This is a genomic window from Adhaeribacter pallidiroseus (assembly GCF_003340495.1).
In the GTDB taxonomy this organism is placed as follows: domain Bacteria; phylum Bacteroidota; class Bacteroidia; order Cytophagales; family Hymenobacteraceae; genus Adhaeribacter; species Adhaeribacter pallidiroseus.
Genome location: NZ_QASA01000001.1, coordinates 4,067,875 through 4,083,180, shown reverse-complemented (window position 1 = coordinate 4,083,180; position 15,306 = coordinate 4,067,875). Strand labels below are relative to the sequence as shown.

At 35.8% G+C, this 15,306-nt stretch carries 27 protein-coding genes; all 27 read left to right on the top strand.

Annotated elements, in window-relative coordinates:
- The 27 genes from AHMF7616_RS16425 to map all read left to right on the top strand — a co-directional run bounded on the left by AHMF7616_RS16425 (position 1) and on the right by map (position 15,301).
- On the top strand, positions 1-324 hold the full coding sequence (locus AHMF7616_RS16425; RefSeq protein WP_115375651.1) for a DUF3467 domain-containing protein: 324 nt from the start codon (positions 1-3) through the stop codon (positions 322-324).
- 469 nt (positions 325-793) lie between these two features.
- Positions 794-1,216 carry a 30S ribosomal protein S12 gene (rpsL, locus tag AHMF7616_RS16420; protein WP_115373877.1) on the top strand — a complete coding sequence of 141 codons (423 nt, stop codon included), beginning with the start codon at positions 794-796 and terminating at the stop codon, positions 1,214-1,216.
- A gap of 15 nt (positions 1,217-1,231) precedes the next feature.
- Entirely contained in the window at positions 1,232-1,699 is a 468-nt protein-coding gene (rpsG, locus tag AHMF7616_RS16415; protein WP_115373876.1) for a 30S ribosomal protein S7, read from the top strand.
- Between the two features lie 2 nt (positions 1,700-1,701).
- Positions 1,702-3,801, top strand: coding sequence for an elongation factor G (fusA, locus tag AHMF7616_RS16410; RefSeq protein ID WP_115373875.1), 2,100 nt, complete (start codon positions 1,702-1,704; stop codon positions 3,799-3,801).
- A gap of 11 nt (positions 3,802-3,812) precedes the next feature.
- Positions 3,813-4,118, top strand: coding sequence for a 30S ribosomal protein S10 (rpsJ, locus tag AHMF7616_RS16405; protein WP_106930172.1), 306 nt, complete (start codon positions 3,813-3,815; stop codon positions 4,116-4,118).
- Between the two features lie 169 nt (positions 4,119-4,287).
- Entirely contained in the window at positions 4,288-4,905 is a 618-nt protein-coding gene (gene rplC / locus AHMF7616_RS16400) for a 50S ribosomal protein L3 (RefSeq protein WP_115373874.1), read from the top strand.
- A 1-nt stretch (position 4,906) separates the two neighbouring features.
- Positions 4,907-5,536: a 50S ribosomal protein L4 gene (gene rplD, locus AHMF7616_RS16395; RefSeq protein ID WP_115373873.1), complete on the top strand. Its 630-nt coding sequence runs from the start codon at positions 4,907-4,909 to the stop codon at positions 5,534-5,536.
- Between the two features lie 2 nt (positions 5,537-5,538).
- On the top strand, positions 5,539-5,826 hold the full coding sequence (rplW, locus tag AHMF7616_RS16390; protein ID WP_115373872.1) for a 50S ribosomal protein L23: 288 nt from the start codon (positions 5,539-5,541) through the stop codon (positions 5,824-5,826).
- A gap of 10 nt (positions 5,827-5,836) precedes the next feature.
- Positions 5,837-6,661 carry a 50S ribosomal protein L2 gene (gene rplB / locus AHMF7616_RS16385; RefSeq protein WP_115373871.1) on the top strand — a complete coding sequence of 275 codons (825 nt, stop codon included), beginning with the start codon at positions 5,837-5,839 and terminating at the stop codon, positions 6,659-6,661.
- Between the two features lie 2 nt (positions 6,662-6,663).
- The gene (gene rpsS, locus AHMF7616_RS16380) at positions 6,664-6,942 is read left to right on the top strand and encodes a 30S ribosomal protein S19 (protein WP_106930162.1); all 279 of its coding nucleotides are present in this window, start codon (positions 6,664-6,666) and stop codon (positions 6,940-6,942) included.
- A gap of 2 nt (positions 6,943-6,944) precedes the next feature.
- On the top strand, positions 6,945-7,334 hold the full coding sequence (gene rplV / locus AHMF7616_RS16375; protein WP_115373870.1) for a 50S ribosomal protein L22: 390 nt from the start codon (positions 6,945-6,947) through the stop codon (positions 7,332-7,334).
- 7 nt (positions 7,335-7,341) lie between these two features.
- Complete coding sequence (gene rpsC / locus AHMF7616_RS16370) at positions 7,342-8,196, top strand: 30S ribosomal protein S3 (protein ID WP_115373869.1); 855 nt, start codon at positions 7,342-7,344, stop codon at positions 8,194-8,196.
- Between the two features lie 31 nt (positions 8,197-8,227).
- Positions 8,228-8,650: a 50S ribosomal protein L16 gene (gene rplP, locus AHMF7616_RS16365; RefSeq protein WP_115373868.1), complete on the top strand. Its 423-nt coding sequence runs from the start codon at positions 8,228-8,230 to the stop codon at positions 8,648-8,650.
- A gap of 2 nt (positions 8,651-8,652) precedes the next feature.
- Positions 8,653-8,859, top strand: coding sequence for a 50S ribosomal protein L29 (gene rpmC / locus AHMF7616_RS16360; RefSeq protein ID WP_115373867.1), 207 nt, complete (start codon positions 8,653-8,655; stop codon positions 8,857-8,859).
- A 7-nt stretch (positions 8,860-8,866) separates the two neighbouring features.
- Complete coding sequence (rpsQ, locus tag AHMF7616_RS16355) at positions 8,867-9,124, top strand: 30S ribosomal protein S17 (protein WP_115373866.1); 258 nt, start codon at positions 8,867-8,869, stop codon at positions 9,122-9,124.
- Positions 9,125-9,127: 3 nt separating this feature from the next.
- Positions 9,128-9,496: a 50S ribosomal protein L14 gene (rplN, locus tag AHMF7616_RS16350; protein ID WP_115373865.1), complete on the top strand. Its 369-nt coding sequence runs from the start codon at positions 9,128-9,130 to the stop codon at positions 9,494-9,496.
- 2 nt (positions 9,497-9,498) lie between these two features.
- Complete coding sequence (gene rplX, locus AHMF7616_RS16345; RefSeq protein ID WP_115373864.1) at positions 9,499-9,831, top strand: 50S ribosomal protein L24; 333 nt, start codon at positions 9,499-9,501, stop codon at positions 9,829-9,831.
- A 1-nt stretch (position 9,832) separates the two neighbouring features.
- Positions 9,833-10,387, top strand: a complete 555-nt coding sequence (gene rplE, locus AHMF7616_RS16340) for a 50S ribosomal protein L5 (protein WP_115373863.1) — start codon at positions 9,833-9,835, stop codon at positions 10,385-10,387.
- A gap of 4 nt (positions 10,388-10,391) precedes the next feature.
- Positions 10,392-10,661, top strand: a complete 270-nt coding sequence (gene rpsN / locus AHMF7616_RS16335) for a 30S ribosomal protein S14 (protein ID WP_115373862.1) — start codon at positions 10,392-10,394, stop codon at positions 10,659-10,661.
- 68 nt (positions 10,662-10,729) lie between these two features.
- A complete protein-coding gene (gene rpsH / locus AHMF7616_RS16330; RefSeq protein ID WP_115373861.1) occupies positions 10,730-11,128 on the top strand; it encodes a 30S ribosomal protein S8 in 399 nt (132 codons plus the stop codon).
- Between the two features lie 11 nt (positions 11,129-11,139).
- Positions 11,140-11,694 carry a 50S ribosomal protein L6 gene (gene rplF / locus AHMF7616_RS16325; RefSeq protein WP_115373860.1) on the top strand — a complete coding sequence of 185 codons (555 nt, stop codon included), beginning with the start codon at positions 11,140-11,142 and terminating at the stop codon, positions 11,692-11,694.
- A 9-nt stretch (positions 11,695-11,703) separates the two neighbouring features.
- On the top strand, positions 11,704-12,054 hold the full coding sequence (gene rplR, locus AHMF7616_RS16320) for a 50S ribosomal protein L18 (RefSeq protein ID WP_115373859.1): 351 nt from the start codon (positions 11,704-11,706) through the stop codon (positions 12,052-12,054).
- A 3-nt stretch (positions 12,055-12,057) separates the two neighbouring features.
- Positions 12,058-12,576, top strand: coding sequence for a 30S ribosomal protein S5 (gene rpsE / locus AHMF7616_RS16315; protein WP_115373858.1), 519 nt, complete (start codon positions 12,058-12,060; stop codon positions 12,574-12,576).
- 5 nt (positions 12,577-12,581) lie between these two features.
- The gene (rpmD, locus tag AHMF7616_RS16310) at positions 12,582-12,761 is read left to right on the top strand and encodes a 50S ribosomal protein L30 (RefSeq protein ID WP_115373857.1); all 180 of its coding nucleotides are present in this window, start codon (positions 12,582-12,584) and stop codon (positions 12,759-12,761) included.
- Between the two features lie 2 nt (positions 12,762-12,763).
- Positions 12,764-13,210 carry a 50S ribosomal protein L15 gene (gene rplO, locus AHMF7616_RS16305; RefSeq protein ID WP_115373856.1) on the top strand — a complete coding sequence of 149 codons (447 nt, stop codon included), beginning with the start codon at positions 12,764-12,766 and terminating at the stop codon, positions 13,208-13,210.
- Positions 13,211-13,215: 5 nt separating this feature from the next.
- Positions 13,216-14,532, top strand: coding sequence for a preprotein translocase subunit SecY (secY, locus tag AHMF7616_RS16300; RefSeq protein ID WP_115373855.1), 1,317 nt, complete (start codon positions 13,216-13,218; stop codon positions 14,530-14,532).
- A gap of 1 nt (position 14,533) precedes the next feature.
- Positions 14,534-15,301, top strand: coding sequence for a type I methionyl aminopeptidase (gene map / locus AHMF7616_RS16295; protein ID WP_115373854.1), 768 nt, complete (start codon positions 14,534-14,536; stop codon positions 15,299-15,301).
- Positions 15,302-15,306: the final 5 nt, after the last annotated feature.

Genomic DNA, 15,306 nt, shown 5'->3' with positions numbered 1-15,306 from the left:
ATGGCAAAAGAAGTATCAAAGAGTGATCAGAATCAAATTAATATAGAACTTTCTGAAGAAATTGCTGAAGGTGAATATGCTAATTTAGCTATGATTGCTCACTCGAGTAGTGAATTTGTAATTGATTTTATACGCTTGATGCCAGGAATACCAAAGGCTAAAGTAAAGTCCAGGATAGTTATAACACCAGAGCATGCTAAACGTTTTTTAGTGGCTTTATCGGATAACATTCAAAGATTTGAAAATGCTTTTGGTACTATAAAGCAAACTCAAGAGGAGCCTAGTTTTCCAATGAACTTTGGAAACAATATAGGAGAGGCTTAAGAAATATGTATAAAGCAAAAAGCCCAGTTTTGTTTAACTGGGCTTTTTGCTTTATACATATTTCTTATTTTGTAAAATTTAAAAAATGATGAATAAGATAAGTATAAAATAGTATTCACAAGGCTGGAACATCCTATTATTGTGACATTTAAAAGATATATGATCGTTGAGGAAGCATTTATTAGTAAAACATGAAATGAAGTTTTTAAGCTTATAACATAACCTGACTATTTGAATTTGCTGCTGCACACTAGTATGAAGCAAGTAAAAAAAGATATATATGGCAAATTTAAAAGTTAGGATAATCAGCAATTATAAATAAAAAGAAGAAAATTTCTAATTTAAAAAAGCCAAAAATCTATTAAGTGATTCATAATTACTTTATTAATTTTTTTGATAATGCAAAGTAATTTATATACCTTTGCAAACCATTTTTGGAAGAAGAATAGTTTATATAAAACATTATTAAATGCCTACTATACAGCAATTAGTAAGAAAGGGTAGAGAAAAGTTAACAACCAAATCAAAGTCTCCTGCCTTAGATTCATGCCCGCAAAGAAGAGGTGTGTGTACTCGTGTTTATACAACCACTCCTAAAAAACCAAACTCTGCTATGAGAAAAGTTGCTAGGGTTCGGTTAACTAACGGAAAGGAGGTAAATGCATATATTCCTGGGGAAGGACATAATTTGCAAGAACACTCAATAGTATTAATCCGGGGAGGTAGAGTGAAAGATTTGCCGGGAGTGCGTTATCACATTATTCGTGGTGCTTTAGACACGGCTGGAGTTAACGGAAGATTACAAAGAAGATCTAAATATGGTGCTAAAAGACCTAAACCAGGTCAAGCTGCAGCGGCTGGAAAAGGAGCACCAGCTAAGAAGAAAAAATAATACTGTTTTAATAAGATGAGAAAAGCAAAGCCTAAAAATAGAATTCTCCTTCCAGATCCAAAATACAAAGAAACATTAGTAACGCGTTTTGTTAATTACCTCATGTATGATGGTAAGAAAAGCATAGCGTACAATATTTTCTATGATGCTTGTGAAGTAATTGAGCGGAGGACGAAAGAGAACGGTTTAGAAACTTGGAAGAAAGCGTTAAACAACATAATGCCAAGTGTAGAAGTAAAAAGCCGCCGGGTTGGAGGTGCTACATTTCAAGTTCCAACGGAAGTAAGACCAGATAGAAAGATATCCTTAGGTATTAAGTGGATGATTTTATATGCTAGAAAGCGCGGTGAAAAAACAATGACAGATAAATTAGCCGGAGAAATCATTGCTGCAGCTAAAGGAGAGGGTGCCGCTGTTAAGAAAAAAGATGATACTCACCGGATGGCAGAAGCAAATAAAGCCTTCTCACATTTTAGATTTTAAAAATGGCTCGCGATTTAAAATATACAAGAAATATAGGGATTGCGGCACATATTGATGCTGGCAAGACTACAACAACTGAACGTATTCTTTACTACTCTGGCGTAAGTCATAAAATAGGTGAAGTTCATGATGGAGCAGCAACTATGGACTGGATGGAGCAGGAGCAGGAAAGAGGTATTACTATTACTTCTGCTGCTACAACAGTAGGTTGGGAATATAGAGGTGATAAATATCATATTAATATTATCGATACACCAGGTCACGTAGATTTTACTGTTGAAGTAAATCGTTCATTGCGTGTACTGGATGGATTAGTTTTCTTATTCAGTGCTGTTGATGGAGTGGAACCACAATCCGAAACTAATTGGCGTTTAGCTAATAATTATAATGTAGCTCGCATAGGTTTCGTAAATAAGATGGACCGTTCTGGTGCTGACTTCCTGGCTGTATGTCGACAAGTTAGAGAGATGTTAGGAAGCAATGCTGTAGCACTACAATTACCAATAGGAGCTGAAGATAATTTTCGTGGTGTAGTTGATTTGGTAAACTTCCGGGGAATTGAATGGAATGAGCATGATAAAGGAATGACTTTCAAAGAAGTTCCTATTCCAGAGGATATGTTGGATGAAGCAACTGAATACAGAGAAAAATTGTTGGAAGCAGTTGCTGAATACGATGAATCTTTGATGGAAAAGTACTTTGATGATCCAGAATCTATTACCGAGGATGAAATTATAGCTGCTCTGCGAAAAGCGACTATTGATATGGCTATTGTGCCTATGTTATGTGGTTCTTCTTTTAAAAATAAAGGAGTACAAACTATGCTGGATTATGTAATGGCTTTATGTCCATCTCCTTTAGACAAAGAAAGTATCAAAGGAACAGATCCTGACACAGGGAATGAAGTTGCTCGTAAACCAGATGAAAAAGAACCGTTTGCTGCTTTAGCTTTTAAGATTGCAACTGATCCTTATGTAGGCAGATTATGCTTTATACGTGCTTATTCAGGAGTATTGGAATCTGGTTCATACGTATATAATACCCGATCTAATAACAAGGAACGGATTTCGCGTATTTTCCAGATGCACGCTAATAAACAAAATGCTATTGAACGTTTAGGAGCTGGTGATATTGGGGCAGTAGTAGGTTTTAAAGATATTAAAACTGGTGATACTTTGTGCGCTCAAGATGCCAAAATTGTACTGGAGGCTATGGATTTTCCAGAACCGGTAATTGGTTACGCAATTGAACCTAAAACCCAAGCCGATGCAGATAAAATGGGCATGGCTATTGGTAAATTAGTTGAAGAAGATCCAACTTTGCAAGTGCATACAGATCAGGAAACTGGCCAAACAATCTTACGTGGAATGGGCGAGCTCCATTTAGAGATCATTATGGATCGACTAAAGCGTGAGTTTAAGGTAGAGATCAACCAAGGAGCACCTCAAGTAGCTTACAAAGAAACCATAACCAAGAATGTTGAACACCGGGAAACTTATAAAAAGCAATCTGGTGGTAGAGGTAAATTCGGAGATATTGTATTTGAAATTGGCCCGAGAACAGACGATAAAGCTGGGTTAGAATTTGTTAATGCCATTGTAGGTGGGGTTATTCCTAAAGAATTTATACCTGCCATACAAAAAGGTTTTGAAGAAGCGATGAAAGATGGTGTATTAGCAGGCTTCCCAATAGAAGCAATGAAAGTACGCTTATTTCATGGTTCTTACCATGAAGTTGATTCTGATGCGCTTTCTTTTGAATTAGCTGCTCGCCAGGGTTTTAAAGAAGCAGCACGTAAATGTGCTCCTAAATTGTTAGAACCAATTATGGCTTTAGAAGTAATTACCCCAGATGAATATACCGGTCCTGTGACTGGAGATTTAAATCGTAGAAGGGGATTAATGAAAGGGATGGATACTAAAGCTGGTTCACAGGTGGTGAAAGCCGATGTGCCATTGTCCGAATTATTTGGATATGTTACCGATTTAAGAACTCTTACATCAGGAAGAGCAACAGCAAACTTAACATTTTCACATTATGAACAAGTGCCGCAAAACCTTGCAGAGGCCATTGTTGCAAAGACTAAAGGAACAGGTAAATAGTTGTAAATAAGATGAATCAGAAAATAAGAATAAAATTAAAATCTTACGATCACAACTTGGTTGATAAGTCTTCGGAGAAAATTGTGAAGGCAGTTAAAGCGACTGGTGCAATTGTAAGTGGACCTATTCCGTTACCAACAGAAAAGGATAAATTTACTGTGTTAAGATCTCCACATGTAAATAAAAAAGCAAGAGAGCAATTTCAATTGTGTACCTATAAGCGTTTGGTAGATATTTATTCAACAAGTTCCAAAACGGTAGATGCGTTGATGAAATTAGAATTACCAAGTGGGGTAGATGTAGAGATAAAAGTATGACGAACTTAACATACATAAAAAAAGAACCAGAGTATTTTTCTGGTTCTTTTTTTATGTATGTTGTTAATTATTTGCAAGATAAAGTTTGTAAATTGAAAATTAAATTTATTATCTTTGCACTCCCTTAACGAAAGGTTAAGGATTTATTTTAAATTAATTAGAGAATAGAATGCCTGGAATTATCGGTAAAAAAATCGGAATGACAAGCCTCTTCACTCCTGAAGGAAAAAGTGTAGCTGTTACATTGATTCAGGCAGGTCCCTGTGTTGTTACACAGGTTAAAACAGTAGAAGTGGATGGTTACCAAGCTGTCCAATTAGGGTTTGGCGACGTAAAAGAAAAGAAAGTATCACTAGCATTAGGTGGTCACTTTAAAAAAGCAAATGCATCTGCTAAGTCTAAACTCGTTGAATTTAGAACAGAAGATGAAAGTTTTAAATTAGGAGATACTATAGGTGTTGATCTCTTTGAAGAAGGTGAATTTTTAGATGTTGTAGGTACATCTAAAGGTAAAGGTTTTCAAGGAGTAGTGAAAAGATATAATTTTAGCGGTGTTGGTGGCCAAACCCATGGCCAGCATAACCGTGCTAGGCACCCAGGTTCAATTGGTGCTTGCTCTTGGCCCTCAAGAGTTTTTAAAGGAATGCGAATGGCTGGCCGTATGGGCAACAATCGTGTTAAAATTCAAAATTTGCGTGTTATGCGCATTTTAGCTGAAAAGAATTTAATTTTGGTTAGTGGCTCTGTTCCAGGTGCCAAAAATTCATTTGTTGTATTAGAGAAATAAAATGGAACTTTCTGTATTAAATATTAATGGACAAGATACCGGCAGAAAGGTAACTCTTTCAGATGAAATATTTGGAATTGAACCGAATAACCATGTCATGTATCTTGATGTAAAACAGTACCTGGCTAACAAACGGCAAGGTACACATAAATCAAAAGAGCGCAATGAAGTTTCTGGTACAACTAAGAAGCTGAAAAAGCAAAAAGGCACTGGTGGAGCTCGTGCTGGTTCTATGAAGTCACCCGTTTTTATTGGTGGTGGTAGAGTTTTTGGTCCTAGACCACGGGATTATTCTTTTAAATTGAATAAAAAGGTTAAGTCCTTAGCAAGATTATCTGCTTTATCTACTTTAATGAGAGATAAAAAGATTGCTTTAGTGGAACCAATTAGTATGGCACAGCCAAAGACAAAGGAATTTAAATCTATATTATCTAATTTACCATTGCCAGGAAAAAAAACATTAGTTGTTACTTCAGAGGCTAACGAGAATGTTTTTTTATCTAGCCGTAATTTATCACAAGTTAAAGTATCTACAGCTGCAAGTTTAACTACTTACGATCTATTAAATACAGATCAATTACTTTTAACAGAGGATACAGTAAGTGTACTAGAACAAATCTATAAAAGATAGAAATGGAAATCTTAAAAAGACCTCTTGTAACAGAGAAGATGACGGCTTTGAATGAAAAAGGTAAATATGCATTCGAAGTAGGTAAAAGCGCAAATAAAGTAGAAATCAAAAAGCATATTGAAAAGCTCTATGGTGTAACAGTTGAAAAAGTGGCTACTATGCGAATTCAAGGTAAATTAAAGACGAAAAATACCAAAGCTGGTGTAGTTTCAGGGCGAAAGCCAACTGTAAAAAAAGCAATTGTTACTGTGAAAGAAGGTGATGTAATTGATTTCTATAGCAGCATTTAATTAACATAAAATGGCTTTAAAAAAATTAAGACCAACAACTCCAGGTCAAAGATTCAGAATAGCGCCGGAGTTTGAAGAAATAACTTCTTCAACTCCCGAAAAATCTTTGTTGGCACCAATATCAAAATCTGGTGGTAGAAACGATTCCGGTAAAATGACAATGCGCTACATAGGCGGTGGTCACAAAAAACAGTACCGGTTAATAGATTTTAAAAGAAATAAATATGGTGTACCTGCAACCGTAAAATCCATTGAGTATGACCCAAATCGTACAGCTCGTATTGCTTTGCTTTACTACGCTGATGGTGATAAAAGTTATATATTAGCCCCAGCTGGTTTAAAGGTAGGCAGTACAGTAATATCAGGACCAGGCGTAGCCCCAGAAGTTGGTAATTGCTTACCATTAACAGATATTCCACTGGGTACAATTGTACATAATATCGAACTCATGCCAGGTAATGGTGGTACTTTAGCAAGAAGCGCAGGTACTTATGCCCAGTTAGTAGCTCGTGAAAGTAAGTATGCTACTTTAAAGCTACCGTCAGGTGAGATGCGTATGGTATTAGTCAATTGTGTTGCAACAGTTGGTACAGTTTCGAATGCAGATCATATGAATGAAAATTTAGGGAAAGCTGGCCGAAGCAGATGGTTAGGTATTCGCCCTAGAGTGCGCGGTGTTGCTATGAATCCAGTAGACCACCCAATGGGCGGTGGTGAAGGAAAGTCTTCAGGAGGTCATCCGCGTTCTCGGAAAGGTTTATACGCTAAGGGAAGAAAAACACGTAATAAAAATAAATATTCAGAAAATCTGATTGTTAATAGAGGTAAAAAATAGTAATGGGAAGATCATTAAAAAAAGGGCCTTATATTGACTTCCGGCTCGAGAATAAAGTAACTGCGATGGATGGTTCAGGCAAAAAGGCTGTTATAAAAACCTGGTCACGGCGTTCCATGATTTCACCTGATTTTGTTGGGCATACATTTGCGGTACATAATGGAAATAAATTTATTCCTGTTTACGTAACTGAAAATATGGTAGGACATAAATTAGGCGAATTTGCACCTACTCGTAATTTTCGAGGTCACGTTGCTAAGAAAGATAAAGGTAAAAGATAATCATGGAAGCTATAGCTAAATTGAAAAATGTTCCAACCTCACCTCGGAAAATGCGATTAGTTGCGAACTTAGTACGAGGAAAGAGTGTTAACAAAGCTTTGAGTTTGTTAAAATTTGAAGCAAATGCAGGAGCAGATAAAATTGAAAAGCTTCTTTTATCTGCTTTATCTAATTGGCAACAAAAAAATGAAGAGGTTCGCATAGAGGATGCAAACTTAGTCATCAAAAAAATCTTTGTGGATGAGGGGAAAATGCTTAAAAGGTTAAGACCAGCTCCACAAGGTCGTGGTCATAGAATAAGAAAGCGTTCTAACCATGTCACATTAATAGTGGATAGCATTTCTGAAGAAGAATTGATACATATTTCAAAAAAATCTGATAAAGCCAAATAGTTTAGAAATGGGACAAAAAGTTAATCCGGTAGGTTTTAGACTAGGTGTCATAAAAGGATGGGATTCCAACTGGTATGGCGGTAAAGATTTTGCTGAAAAACTTATCGAGGATGAAAAAATAAGAAAATATATACTAGCGCGTATTCCAAAAGGCGGAATTTCCAAGATCGTTTTGGAAAGAACCCTTAAGAGAATTACTATAACCATTAATACAGCTCGACCAGGTGTTGTAATTGGTAAAGGTGGTCAGGAAGTTGATAAAATTAAAGAAGAGTTAAAGAAGATCACTAATAAGGATGTTCAAATTAACATTTTTGAAATAAAAAGACCTGAGTTAGACGCTAAATTAGTTGGTGAATCTGTAGCTCAGCAATTACAAGCAAGAATATCTTTTCGTAGAGCAATGAAGCAGGCAATTGCTTCCGCAATCCGTGTAGGTGCAGAAGGAGTTAAAATACAAGTTTCTGGCCGATTAGGTGGTGCTGAAATGGCTCGTACAGAGCATTACAAAGAAGGCCGAACTCCTTTACATACATTGCGTGCTGATATTGATTATGCATTATCTGAAGCACAAACTGTTTATGGCAAACTAGGCATCAAAGTATGGATATTTAGGGGTGAGGTATTTGGTAAAAAAGATCTTTCTCCAAATCAAGAACCAGTAAAGCCAGCAAACGCTCCTACTAATTTACCAAGAAATGAACGTGGTAATGATCGAAATGAAAGAGGAGGTGATCGTAATAGTCGGGGTAGAAACGACCGGAATGATCGTGGAGAAAACCGAGGTGGAGATCGTGGTGCTAGAGGGCCTAGTAATAGAGGTGGCTCAAATAAAAGTGGCTCAACTGGTAGCCGTCGTTAATTTAAGTAATTGCTAATAATAAAAAGTTATTATGTTACAGCCAAAAAGGACCGTATATAGAAAAATGCATAAAGGCCGGGTTACGGGGCTTGCTTATAAAGGCAGCACTATTTCCTTTGGTTCTTTTGCGATAAAATCGTTAGAAGCATCCTGGATTACTAGTCGCCAAATTGAAGCTGCACGTATTGCAATGACCCGGGCGATGAAAAGAGAAGGTCAGGTTTGGATCCGAATATTTCCTGACAAGCCCATTACAAAAAAACCAGCTGAAGTTCGAATGGGTAAAGGTAAAGGTTCTCCAGAATATTGGGTTGCGGTTATAAAGCCCGGCACAATCTTATTCGAATCGGATGGTGTCGATCTAGCTACCGCGCAAGAATCTTTAAGATTAGCAGCTCAAAAATTGCCAGTAAAAACTAAATTTGTTGTACGTAGAGATTACATTGAAAGATAATCATGAAATATTCCGAAATAAAAGCGCTCACATTAGTTGAGTTAAAAGAGCGCTTAGCTACAGAAAAAACAAATAGCCAAAACTTGCGGTTTGCTCATTCTATTTCTCCATTAGAAAACCCTTTAAAAATAAAGGAATCACGTAAGATTATTGCTAAACTTAAAACAGAATTACGTGCTAAAGAATTAAATCCAAGCTCTCAATTATAATAATAGAATGGAAGCAAGAAATTTAAGAAAAGAAAAAACAGGTAGAGTTGTATCAAATAAAATGAACAAATCTGTCACAGTAGTTGTAGAAAGCAAAATGAAGCATCCTATTTATGGAAAATTTGTTTCTAAGTCTACTAAATTTACTGCTCACGATGAGAAGAACGAATGTGGAGTTGGCGATACTGTTCGAATCATGGAAACGCGACCATTAAGTAAAACCAAAAATTGGCGTTTAGTAGAAATAATTGAAAGAGCTAAATAAAGTATGATACAGCAAGAATCAAGATTATCGGTAGCAGATAATAGCGGTGCAAAAGAAGTACTTTGCATTCGCGTTTTAGGCGGAACCGGTAAAAAATATGCTTCTATTGGAGATAAAATAATTGTAACGGTAAAATCGGCACTTAGTTCTGGTAATGTAAAAAAAGGTTCTGTTTCTAAAGCCGTTATAGTTAGAACGAAAAAAGAGATTCGTCGAAAAGACGGTTCATACATACGTTTTGATGATAATGCTGCTGTTTTGCTTAACAATAATGACGAGCCAAGAGGAACACGCATTTTTGGTCCAGTAGCACGTGAGTTAAGAGAAAAACAGTTTATGAAAATAGTGTCGCTAGCACCTGAAGTTTTATAGTTATGAAGCAAACATTAGAAAAATCACATAAAATCCATGTGAAAACAGGAGATACTGTTAAGGTGATTGCTGGAAACGAAAAAGGCAAAGCTGGAAGAATTGTGTCTGTCCTGACAAAAAGTAATAAGGTTATTGTTGAAGGTTTAAACATGGTAACAAAGCACAACAAACCAACAGCAAAAACTCCAAATGGTGGCATTACTCAGAAGGAAGCCCCAATTCACGCAAGCAATGTAATGTTGGTGGAGGGAAGTCAGGTAGTAAGAACTGGCAAAAAGACAAACGCTGAGGGAAAATTGCAGCGTTATTCAAAGAAATCTGGAGAACTAGTTTAATATGGCAACTGCAAGATTAAAGGAAAAGTATCAAAAGGAAATAATGTCTTCACTGAAAGAAAAGTTTCAGTACAAGAGCATTATGCAGGTTCCGCGCATAACTAAAATTTGTATTAATAAAGGTATTGGTAATGCTGTAGCTGACAAGAAATTGGTTGATATTGGGGTTGATGAGTTAACAACAATTACTGGTCAGAAAGCAGTAGCTACAAAAGCAAAAAATTCTGTATCCAACTTTAAGCTACGTGAAGGTATGCCAATTGGTGCACGTGTTACTTTAAGAGGGGACCAGATGTATGAATTTATGGATCGTCTTTTAACAATAGCATTACCACGTGTACGTGATTTTCGAGGTATAAACGATAAAGGATTTGATGGTCGTGGAAACTATACCTTGGGTGTTAAAGAGCAAATCATTTTTCCTGAGATTAGTATTGATAAGATCAAAGCAATATCAGGAATGGATATAACATTTGTAACTACTGCGCAAAATGATGAGGAAAGTTATGAATTGCTTAAAGCATTTGGAATGCCTTTTCAGAATTTAAAGAAGTAATACAATGGCGAAAGAATCAGTAAAAGCCCGCGAACTTAAAAAACAAAAGGCTGTTGAAAAATATGCTGCTAAAAGAAAAGAACTTAAAGCAGCTGGAAATTATGAAGCACTAGACAAATTACCTCGGAATGCTTCTCCAGTACGTTTGCATAATCGTTGCAAATTATCAGGTAGACCAAGAGGATATATTAGAAAGTTTGGTATATCTAGAGTTGTGTTTAGAGAGTTAGCCTCAGCGGGTAAAATTCCGGGTGTAACTAAATCAAGCTGGTAATTTTTTTTAATATTATTTATAGTATCTTTGCGGCTCTAAAAAATGAGCTTTAAAATTTTTTATTCCTAATGAATACAGACCCTATAGCAGATTTTTTAACTCGCTTGCGAAATGCAATTAAAGCAAATCACCGCATAGTTGAAATTCCATCTAGCAAAATAAAAAAGGAAATAACTCGAGTATTGCATGAAAAGGGCTATATTCAGAGTTATCGGTTTGATGATTCAATTGTACAAGGTACGATAAAGATTGCACTTAAGTATAATCCATCAACGAAGCAATCTGCTATTGTAAACCTAGAAAGAATTAGTAAGCCAGGTTTACGGAAGTATGTCCATTTTGAAAATCTTCCACGTGTATTAAACGGTTTAGGTGTGGCAATTTTATCTACATCTAAAGGTGTAATGACGGAGAAAGAAGCTAAAGGGCTTAATGTTGGTGGAGAAGTATTGTGTTTCGTTTATTAACGGTTTAAATCATGTCACGTATAGGTAAATTACCCATCACACTACCATCAAACGTTGAAGTTACGCTAAATTCAGATAATCTTGTTCAAGTAAAGGGACCTAAAGGTACTCTTCAAACTCAAGTAGATCGGGATATAAAATTATCAAAGGTTGATGGCCAAATATTAATTGAAAGACCAACAGAACAAAAGCGTCATAAAGCCATGCATGGACTTTATAGGTCTCTTATCAACAACATGGTAGTTGGAGTTAGTAATGGTTACAAAGAACAATTAGAATTAGTTGGCGTGGGGTACAAAGCTACTGCTGCTAATAATACTCTTGAATTATCTTTAGGTTATTCTCATAATATTTTTCTTGCTTTACCCAGTGAGGTTACAGCTAGTGCTGTTAATGAAAAAGGTAAAGCTCCTGTTATAATATTGGAGAGCATTGACAAACAATTAATTGGTCAAGTAGCAGCAAAAATCAGATCTTTGCGCAAGGTGGAGCCATATAAAGGTAAAGGTATTCGGTTTGTTGGTGAAGTAGTTAGAAGAAAAGCTGGTAAAACAGCATCTAAATAAAGTATAACCATGTCAATTCAAAAGTCTGAAAGAAGATTACGGATAAGAAGAAGTATCCGAACAAAGATTTCTGGTACAGCCAATAAACCCCGTTTATCTGTATTTAGAAGTAACAAAGCTATTTACGCTCAGCTCATTAATGACTTGGAAGGAAGAACACTTATTTCAGTTTCTTCATCTTCTTTGGAGTCTAGTAATGGATCTAAAGTTGAGGTATCATCACAAGTTGGAAAAACTTTAGCAAGCAAAGCACAAGAAATCGGAATTACAGAAATTGTTTTTGATAGATCTGGGTACTTGTATCACGGTAGAGTTAAATCATTAGCTGAAGGTGCCCGTGAAGGTGGCCTTAAATTTTAATATATGTCAAAGAATAATCTAAGAGTAGTAAGAGCTAGTGAAATAGACCTTAAAGAAAAAGTAGTTGCAATTAAACGGGTAGCTAAGGTAGTGAAAGGAGGTCGTAGGTTTAGTTTTTCGGCAATAGTAGTGGTTGGTGATGGAAATGGCGTAGTAGGTTATGGTTTAGGAAAAGCTAATGAAGTTACTGATGCTATTGCTAAGGGAATAGATGATGCTAAGAAAAACTTAGTTAAAGTTCCAGTTTACCACCATACCGTTCCACATGCCATTGAAGGTAAATTTTCTGGAGGATTTGTATTGGTAAAACCCGCTGCTGCGGGTACAGGTGTGATTGCGGGTGGTGCAATGCGTGCTGTTTTTGAAAGTGCAGGAATAAAGGATGTATTGGCCAAGTCTAAAGGTTCCTCAAATCCACATAACGTAGTTAAAGCTACATTTGATGCGTTATCGAGAATGCGTGATCCGTTAGCAGTAGCTCAACAGAGAGGTGTTAATCTATCTAAAGTTTTTAATGGATAATAGCTATGTCTCAAATAAAAATTACTCAAGTTAAAAGTATAATAGATAGTCCTAAAAATCAAAAGCTTACTATACAGGCTTTAGGTTTAGGTAAAATAAGTAAATCTGTTCTTGTGGAAAGTACTCCACAAATTGCGGGAATGCTACGTAAAGTTCATCATTTAGTAGAAGTTAAAGAATTATAGCAATGAATTTAAGCTTATTACAACCTGCACCTGGTTCAGTTAAAGATAGGAAACGAATTGGTAGAGGTACTGGTTCTGGTCGTGGAGGTACCTCTACACGTGGGCATAAGGGAGCTAAGTCACGTTCAGGTTATTCAAGTAAATTAGGTTTTGAAGGTGGACAAATGCCTTTACAGAGACGTGTACCTAAATTTGGGTTTAAAAATTTTAATAGATTAGAGTTTGCTCCTATAAACTTAGATGTTATTTCAGCCTTAGTTGTTAATCAGAATACAACTATTGTAGATTTAGTTTTTTTGCAATCACATGGGCTTGTCTCTAAAAATGATAAAGTTAAAATACTGGGAAGAGGAGAAATAAATAGTGCTGTTGAGATACACGCTCACGCATTTTCTAAATCTGCATCTGAACTAATAGAAAAAGCTGGGGGTAAAATAGTACTCATCTAATTTTTATGAAAAAGTTTATCGCAACAGTTAAGAATATATTTGCAATAGAAGACCTAAGGACTAGAATTTTAAATACCTTAGGTTTTATTGCTATTTTCCGTTTAGGTTCTTACGTTGTTTTACCAGGTATTGATTCTTCTAAGCTACAATCTAACTCACAAGGAATATTTGGCTTATTGGACACTTTACTTGGGGGTGCATTCAGCAATGCTTCTATATTTGCATTGGGTATAATGCCCTACATATCAGCATCTATAGTTTTACAATTACTTACTATTGCTGTACCTTATTTTCAAAAACTTCAAAAAGAAGGGGAATCGGGTAGAAAGAAGATTAATCAATACACAAGAGTTTTAACAATTGTTATTACAGCTGCTCAATCTATAGGTTTTATCGCTACAATTAATGCTGAAGCTATTGCTGTTAGTAATATAACCTTCACAGTATCCTCAATTATTATACTCACTGCAGGAACTATGTTTTGTATGTGGATAGGTGAAAAGATTACTGATAAGGGTATTGGAAATGGAATTTCTATGCTGATTATGATTGGTATCGTTTCAAGGTTACCCAGTGCTATACTACAAGAGCTTTTATCTAAAAGATTGAATGGAATTTTGATTTTTATTTTAGAATTAGTAGTTCTATACTTTGTTGTTATGGCTGTAGTTATGTTAACTCAAGCCGTACGTAGAATACCTGTTCAATACGCAAAGCAAGTAGGAGGATCAACTCAATATAGTGGTCAACGGCAATTTATACCATTAAAAGTTAATGCTGCTGGTGTTATGCCAATTATATTTGCACAATCTTTGATGTTTATACCCGCATTAATATCTTCTATTTGGCGTGATACTAGTGAAACTGCATCCTATATTGGAACTACTTTCTCCGATTATACAAGTTGGCAGTATAATGCTTTATTTGGATTTCTAATTCTTGTATTTACCTATTTTTATACAGCAATAAGTGTCAATCCTGACCAAATTTCTAATGATTTAAAGAGAAGTGGAGGTTTCATACCTGGTGTAAAACCGGGAATCGCTACATCTGAATACATAGGAGATATTCTTGATCGAATTACTCTGCCTGGTGCATTATTCTTAGCTCTTATTGCTATATTTCCTTCAATTGCTTTGTTATTCGGAGTAACTCGCGAGTTTTCGGCTTTTTTTGGGGGTACCTCTTTGATCATATTAGTGGGAGTAGTTCTTGATACACTTAATCAGATCGAAAGTTATTTACTTATGCGCCACTATGATGGTATGATGAAGTCCGGAAAACTTAAAGGCCGGTCTCAAAATATCGCTTTGGCTTCCTAAAATGATTTATTATAAAACAGAGGAAGAAATTAACTTATTACGTGAGGGAGCCGATATTTTAGGTAAAACTCATGGAGAGGTTTTTAAAAATATTAAAGAAGGAGTATCTACAAAGTTCCTTGATCTTCAGGCAGAAACGTTTATCAAAGATCATAGTGCTTTTCCTTCTTTTAAAGGTTACAATGGTTACAAATATAGTTTATGTATTTCTGTTAACTCCGTTGTAGTACATGGGCTTCCAAGTGATTATGAACTAAAATCGGGAGATATTGTTTCTATCGATTGTGGAGTATTGTACAAAGGCTTTCATACAGATTCTGCTTACACGCATGCAGTAGGTTTTGTTCAACCTGAAGTCAAAGAGCTACTAAATACAACTAAAGAGTCGTTGTATTTTGGAATAGATAAGGCAATTGCAGGATACCGATTAGGAGATGTTAGTTCCGCTATTCAAGAATATGTAGAAAGTAAAAAATTTTCGGTTGTTCGGGAGTTAGTTGGACATGGTATAGGCAAAAACTTGCATGAGGCTCCTGAAGTTCCAAATTATGGAAGAAGAGGTTCTGGCATTAAATTACAAGAAGGGCTTGTATTGGCAATTGAACCTATGGTTAATTTAGGTAGTAAAAATATTTTTCAAGAAAGTGATGGTTGGACTATTAGAACCAAAGATAATAAGCCTTCTGCACATTTCGAACATACTGTTGTAGTTAGAAAAGATCAAGCAGAAATATTAACCACTTTTAAGTATATAGATCAGGAAGAATAATAATT

Coding starts and splice junctions, on each gene's coding strand:
- AHMF7616_RS16425 (WP_115375651.1), top strand. CDS start 1: ATGGCAAAAGAAGTATCAAAGAGTGATCAGAATCAAATTAATATAGAA.
- rpsL (WP_115373877.1), top strand. CDS start 794: ATGCCTACTATACAGCAATTAGTAAGAAAGGGTAGAGAAAAGTTAACA.
- rpsG (WP_115373876.1), top strand. CDS start 1,232: ATGAGAAAAGCAAAGCCTAAAAATAGAATTCTCCTTCCAGATCCAAAA.
- fusA (WP_115373875.1), top strand. CDS start 1,702: ATGGCTCGCGATTTAAAATATACAAGAAATATAGGGATTGCGGCACAT.
- rpsJ (WP_106930172.1), top strand. CDS start 3,813: ATGAATCAGAAAATAAGAATAAAATTAAAATCTTACGATCACAACTTG.
- rplC (WP_115373874.1), top strand. CDS start 4,288: ATGCCTGGAATTATCGGTAAAAAAATCGGAATGACAAGCCTCTTCACT.
- rplD (WP_115373873.1), top strand. CDS start 4,907: ATGGAACTTTCTGTATTAAATATTAATGGACAAGATACCGGCAGAAAG.
- rplW (WP_115373872.1), top strand. CDS start 5,539: ATGGAAATCTTAAAAAGACCTCTTGTAACAGAGAAGATGACGGCTTTG.
- rplB (WP_115373871.1), top strand. CDS start 5,837: ATGGCTTTAAAAAAATTAAGACCAACAACTCCAGGTCAAAGATTCAGA.
- rpsS (WP_106930162.1), top strand. CDS start 6,664: ATGGGAAGATCATTAAAAAAAGGGCCTTATATTGACTTCCGGCTCGAG.
- rplV (WP_115373870.1), top strand. CDS start 6,945: ATGGAAGCTATAGCTAAATTGAAAAATGTTCCAACCTCACCTCGGAAA.
- rpsC (WP_115373869.1), top strand. CDS start 7,342: ATGGGACAAAAAGTTAATCCGGTAGGTTTTAGACTAGGTGTCATAAAA.
- rplP (WP_115373868.1), top strand. CDS start 8,228: ATGTTACAGCCAAAAAGGACCGTATATAGAAAAATGCATAAAGGCCGG.
- rpmC (WP_115373867.1), top strand. CDS start 8,653: ATGAAATATTCCGAAATAAAAGCGCTCACATTAGTTGAGTTAAAAGAG.
- rpsQ (WP_115373866.1), top strand. CDS start 8,867: ATGGAAGCAAGAAATTTAAGAAAAGAAAAAACAGGTAGAGTTGTATCA.
- rplN (WP_115373865.1), top strand. CDS start 9,128: ATGATACAGCAAGAATCAAGATTATCGGTAGCAGATAATAGCGGTGCA.
- rplX (WP_115373864.1), top strand. CDS start 9,499: ATGAAGCAAACATTAGAAAAATCACATAAAATCCATGTGAAAACAGGA.
- rplE (WP_115373863.1), top strand. CDS start 9,833: ATGGCAACTGCAAGATTAAAGGAAAAGTATCAAAAGGAAATAATGTCT.
- rpsN (WP_115373862.1), top strand. CDS start 10,392: ATGGCGAAAGAATCAGTAAAAGCCCGCGAACTTAAAAAACAAAAGGCT.
- rpsH (WP_115373861.1), top strand. CDS start 10,730: ATGAATACAGACCCTATAGCAGATTTTTTAACTCGCTTGCGAAATGCA.
- rplF (WP_115373860.1), top strand. CDS start 11,140: ATGTCACGTATAGGTAAATTACCCATCACACTACCATCAAACGTTGAA.
- rplR (WP_115373859.1), top strand. CDS start 11,704: ATGTCAATTCAAAAGTCTGAAAGAAGATTACGGATAAGAAGAAGTATC.
- rpsE (WP_115373858.1), top strand. CDS start 12,058: ATGTCAAAGAATAATCTAAGAGTAGTAAGAGCTAGTGAAATAGACCTT.
- rpmD (WP_115373857.1), top strand. CDS start 12,582: ATGTCTCAAATAAAAATTACTCAAGTTAAAAGTATAATAGATAGTCCT.
- rplO (WP_115373856.1), top strand. CDS start 12,764: ATGAATTTAAGCTTATTACAACCTGCACCTGGTTCAGTTAAAGATAGG.
- secY (WP_115373855.1), top strand. CDS start 13,216: ATGAAAAAGTTTATCGCAACAGTTAAGAATATATTTGCAATAGAAGAC.
- map (WP_115373854.1), top strand. CDS start 14,534: ATGATTTATTATAAAACAGAGGAAGAAATTAACTTATTACGTGAGGGA.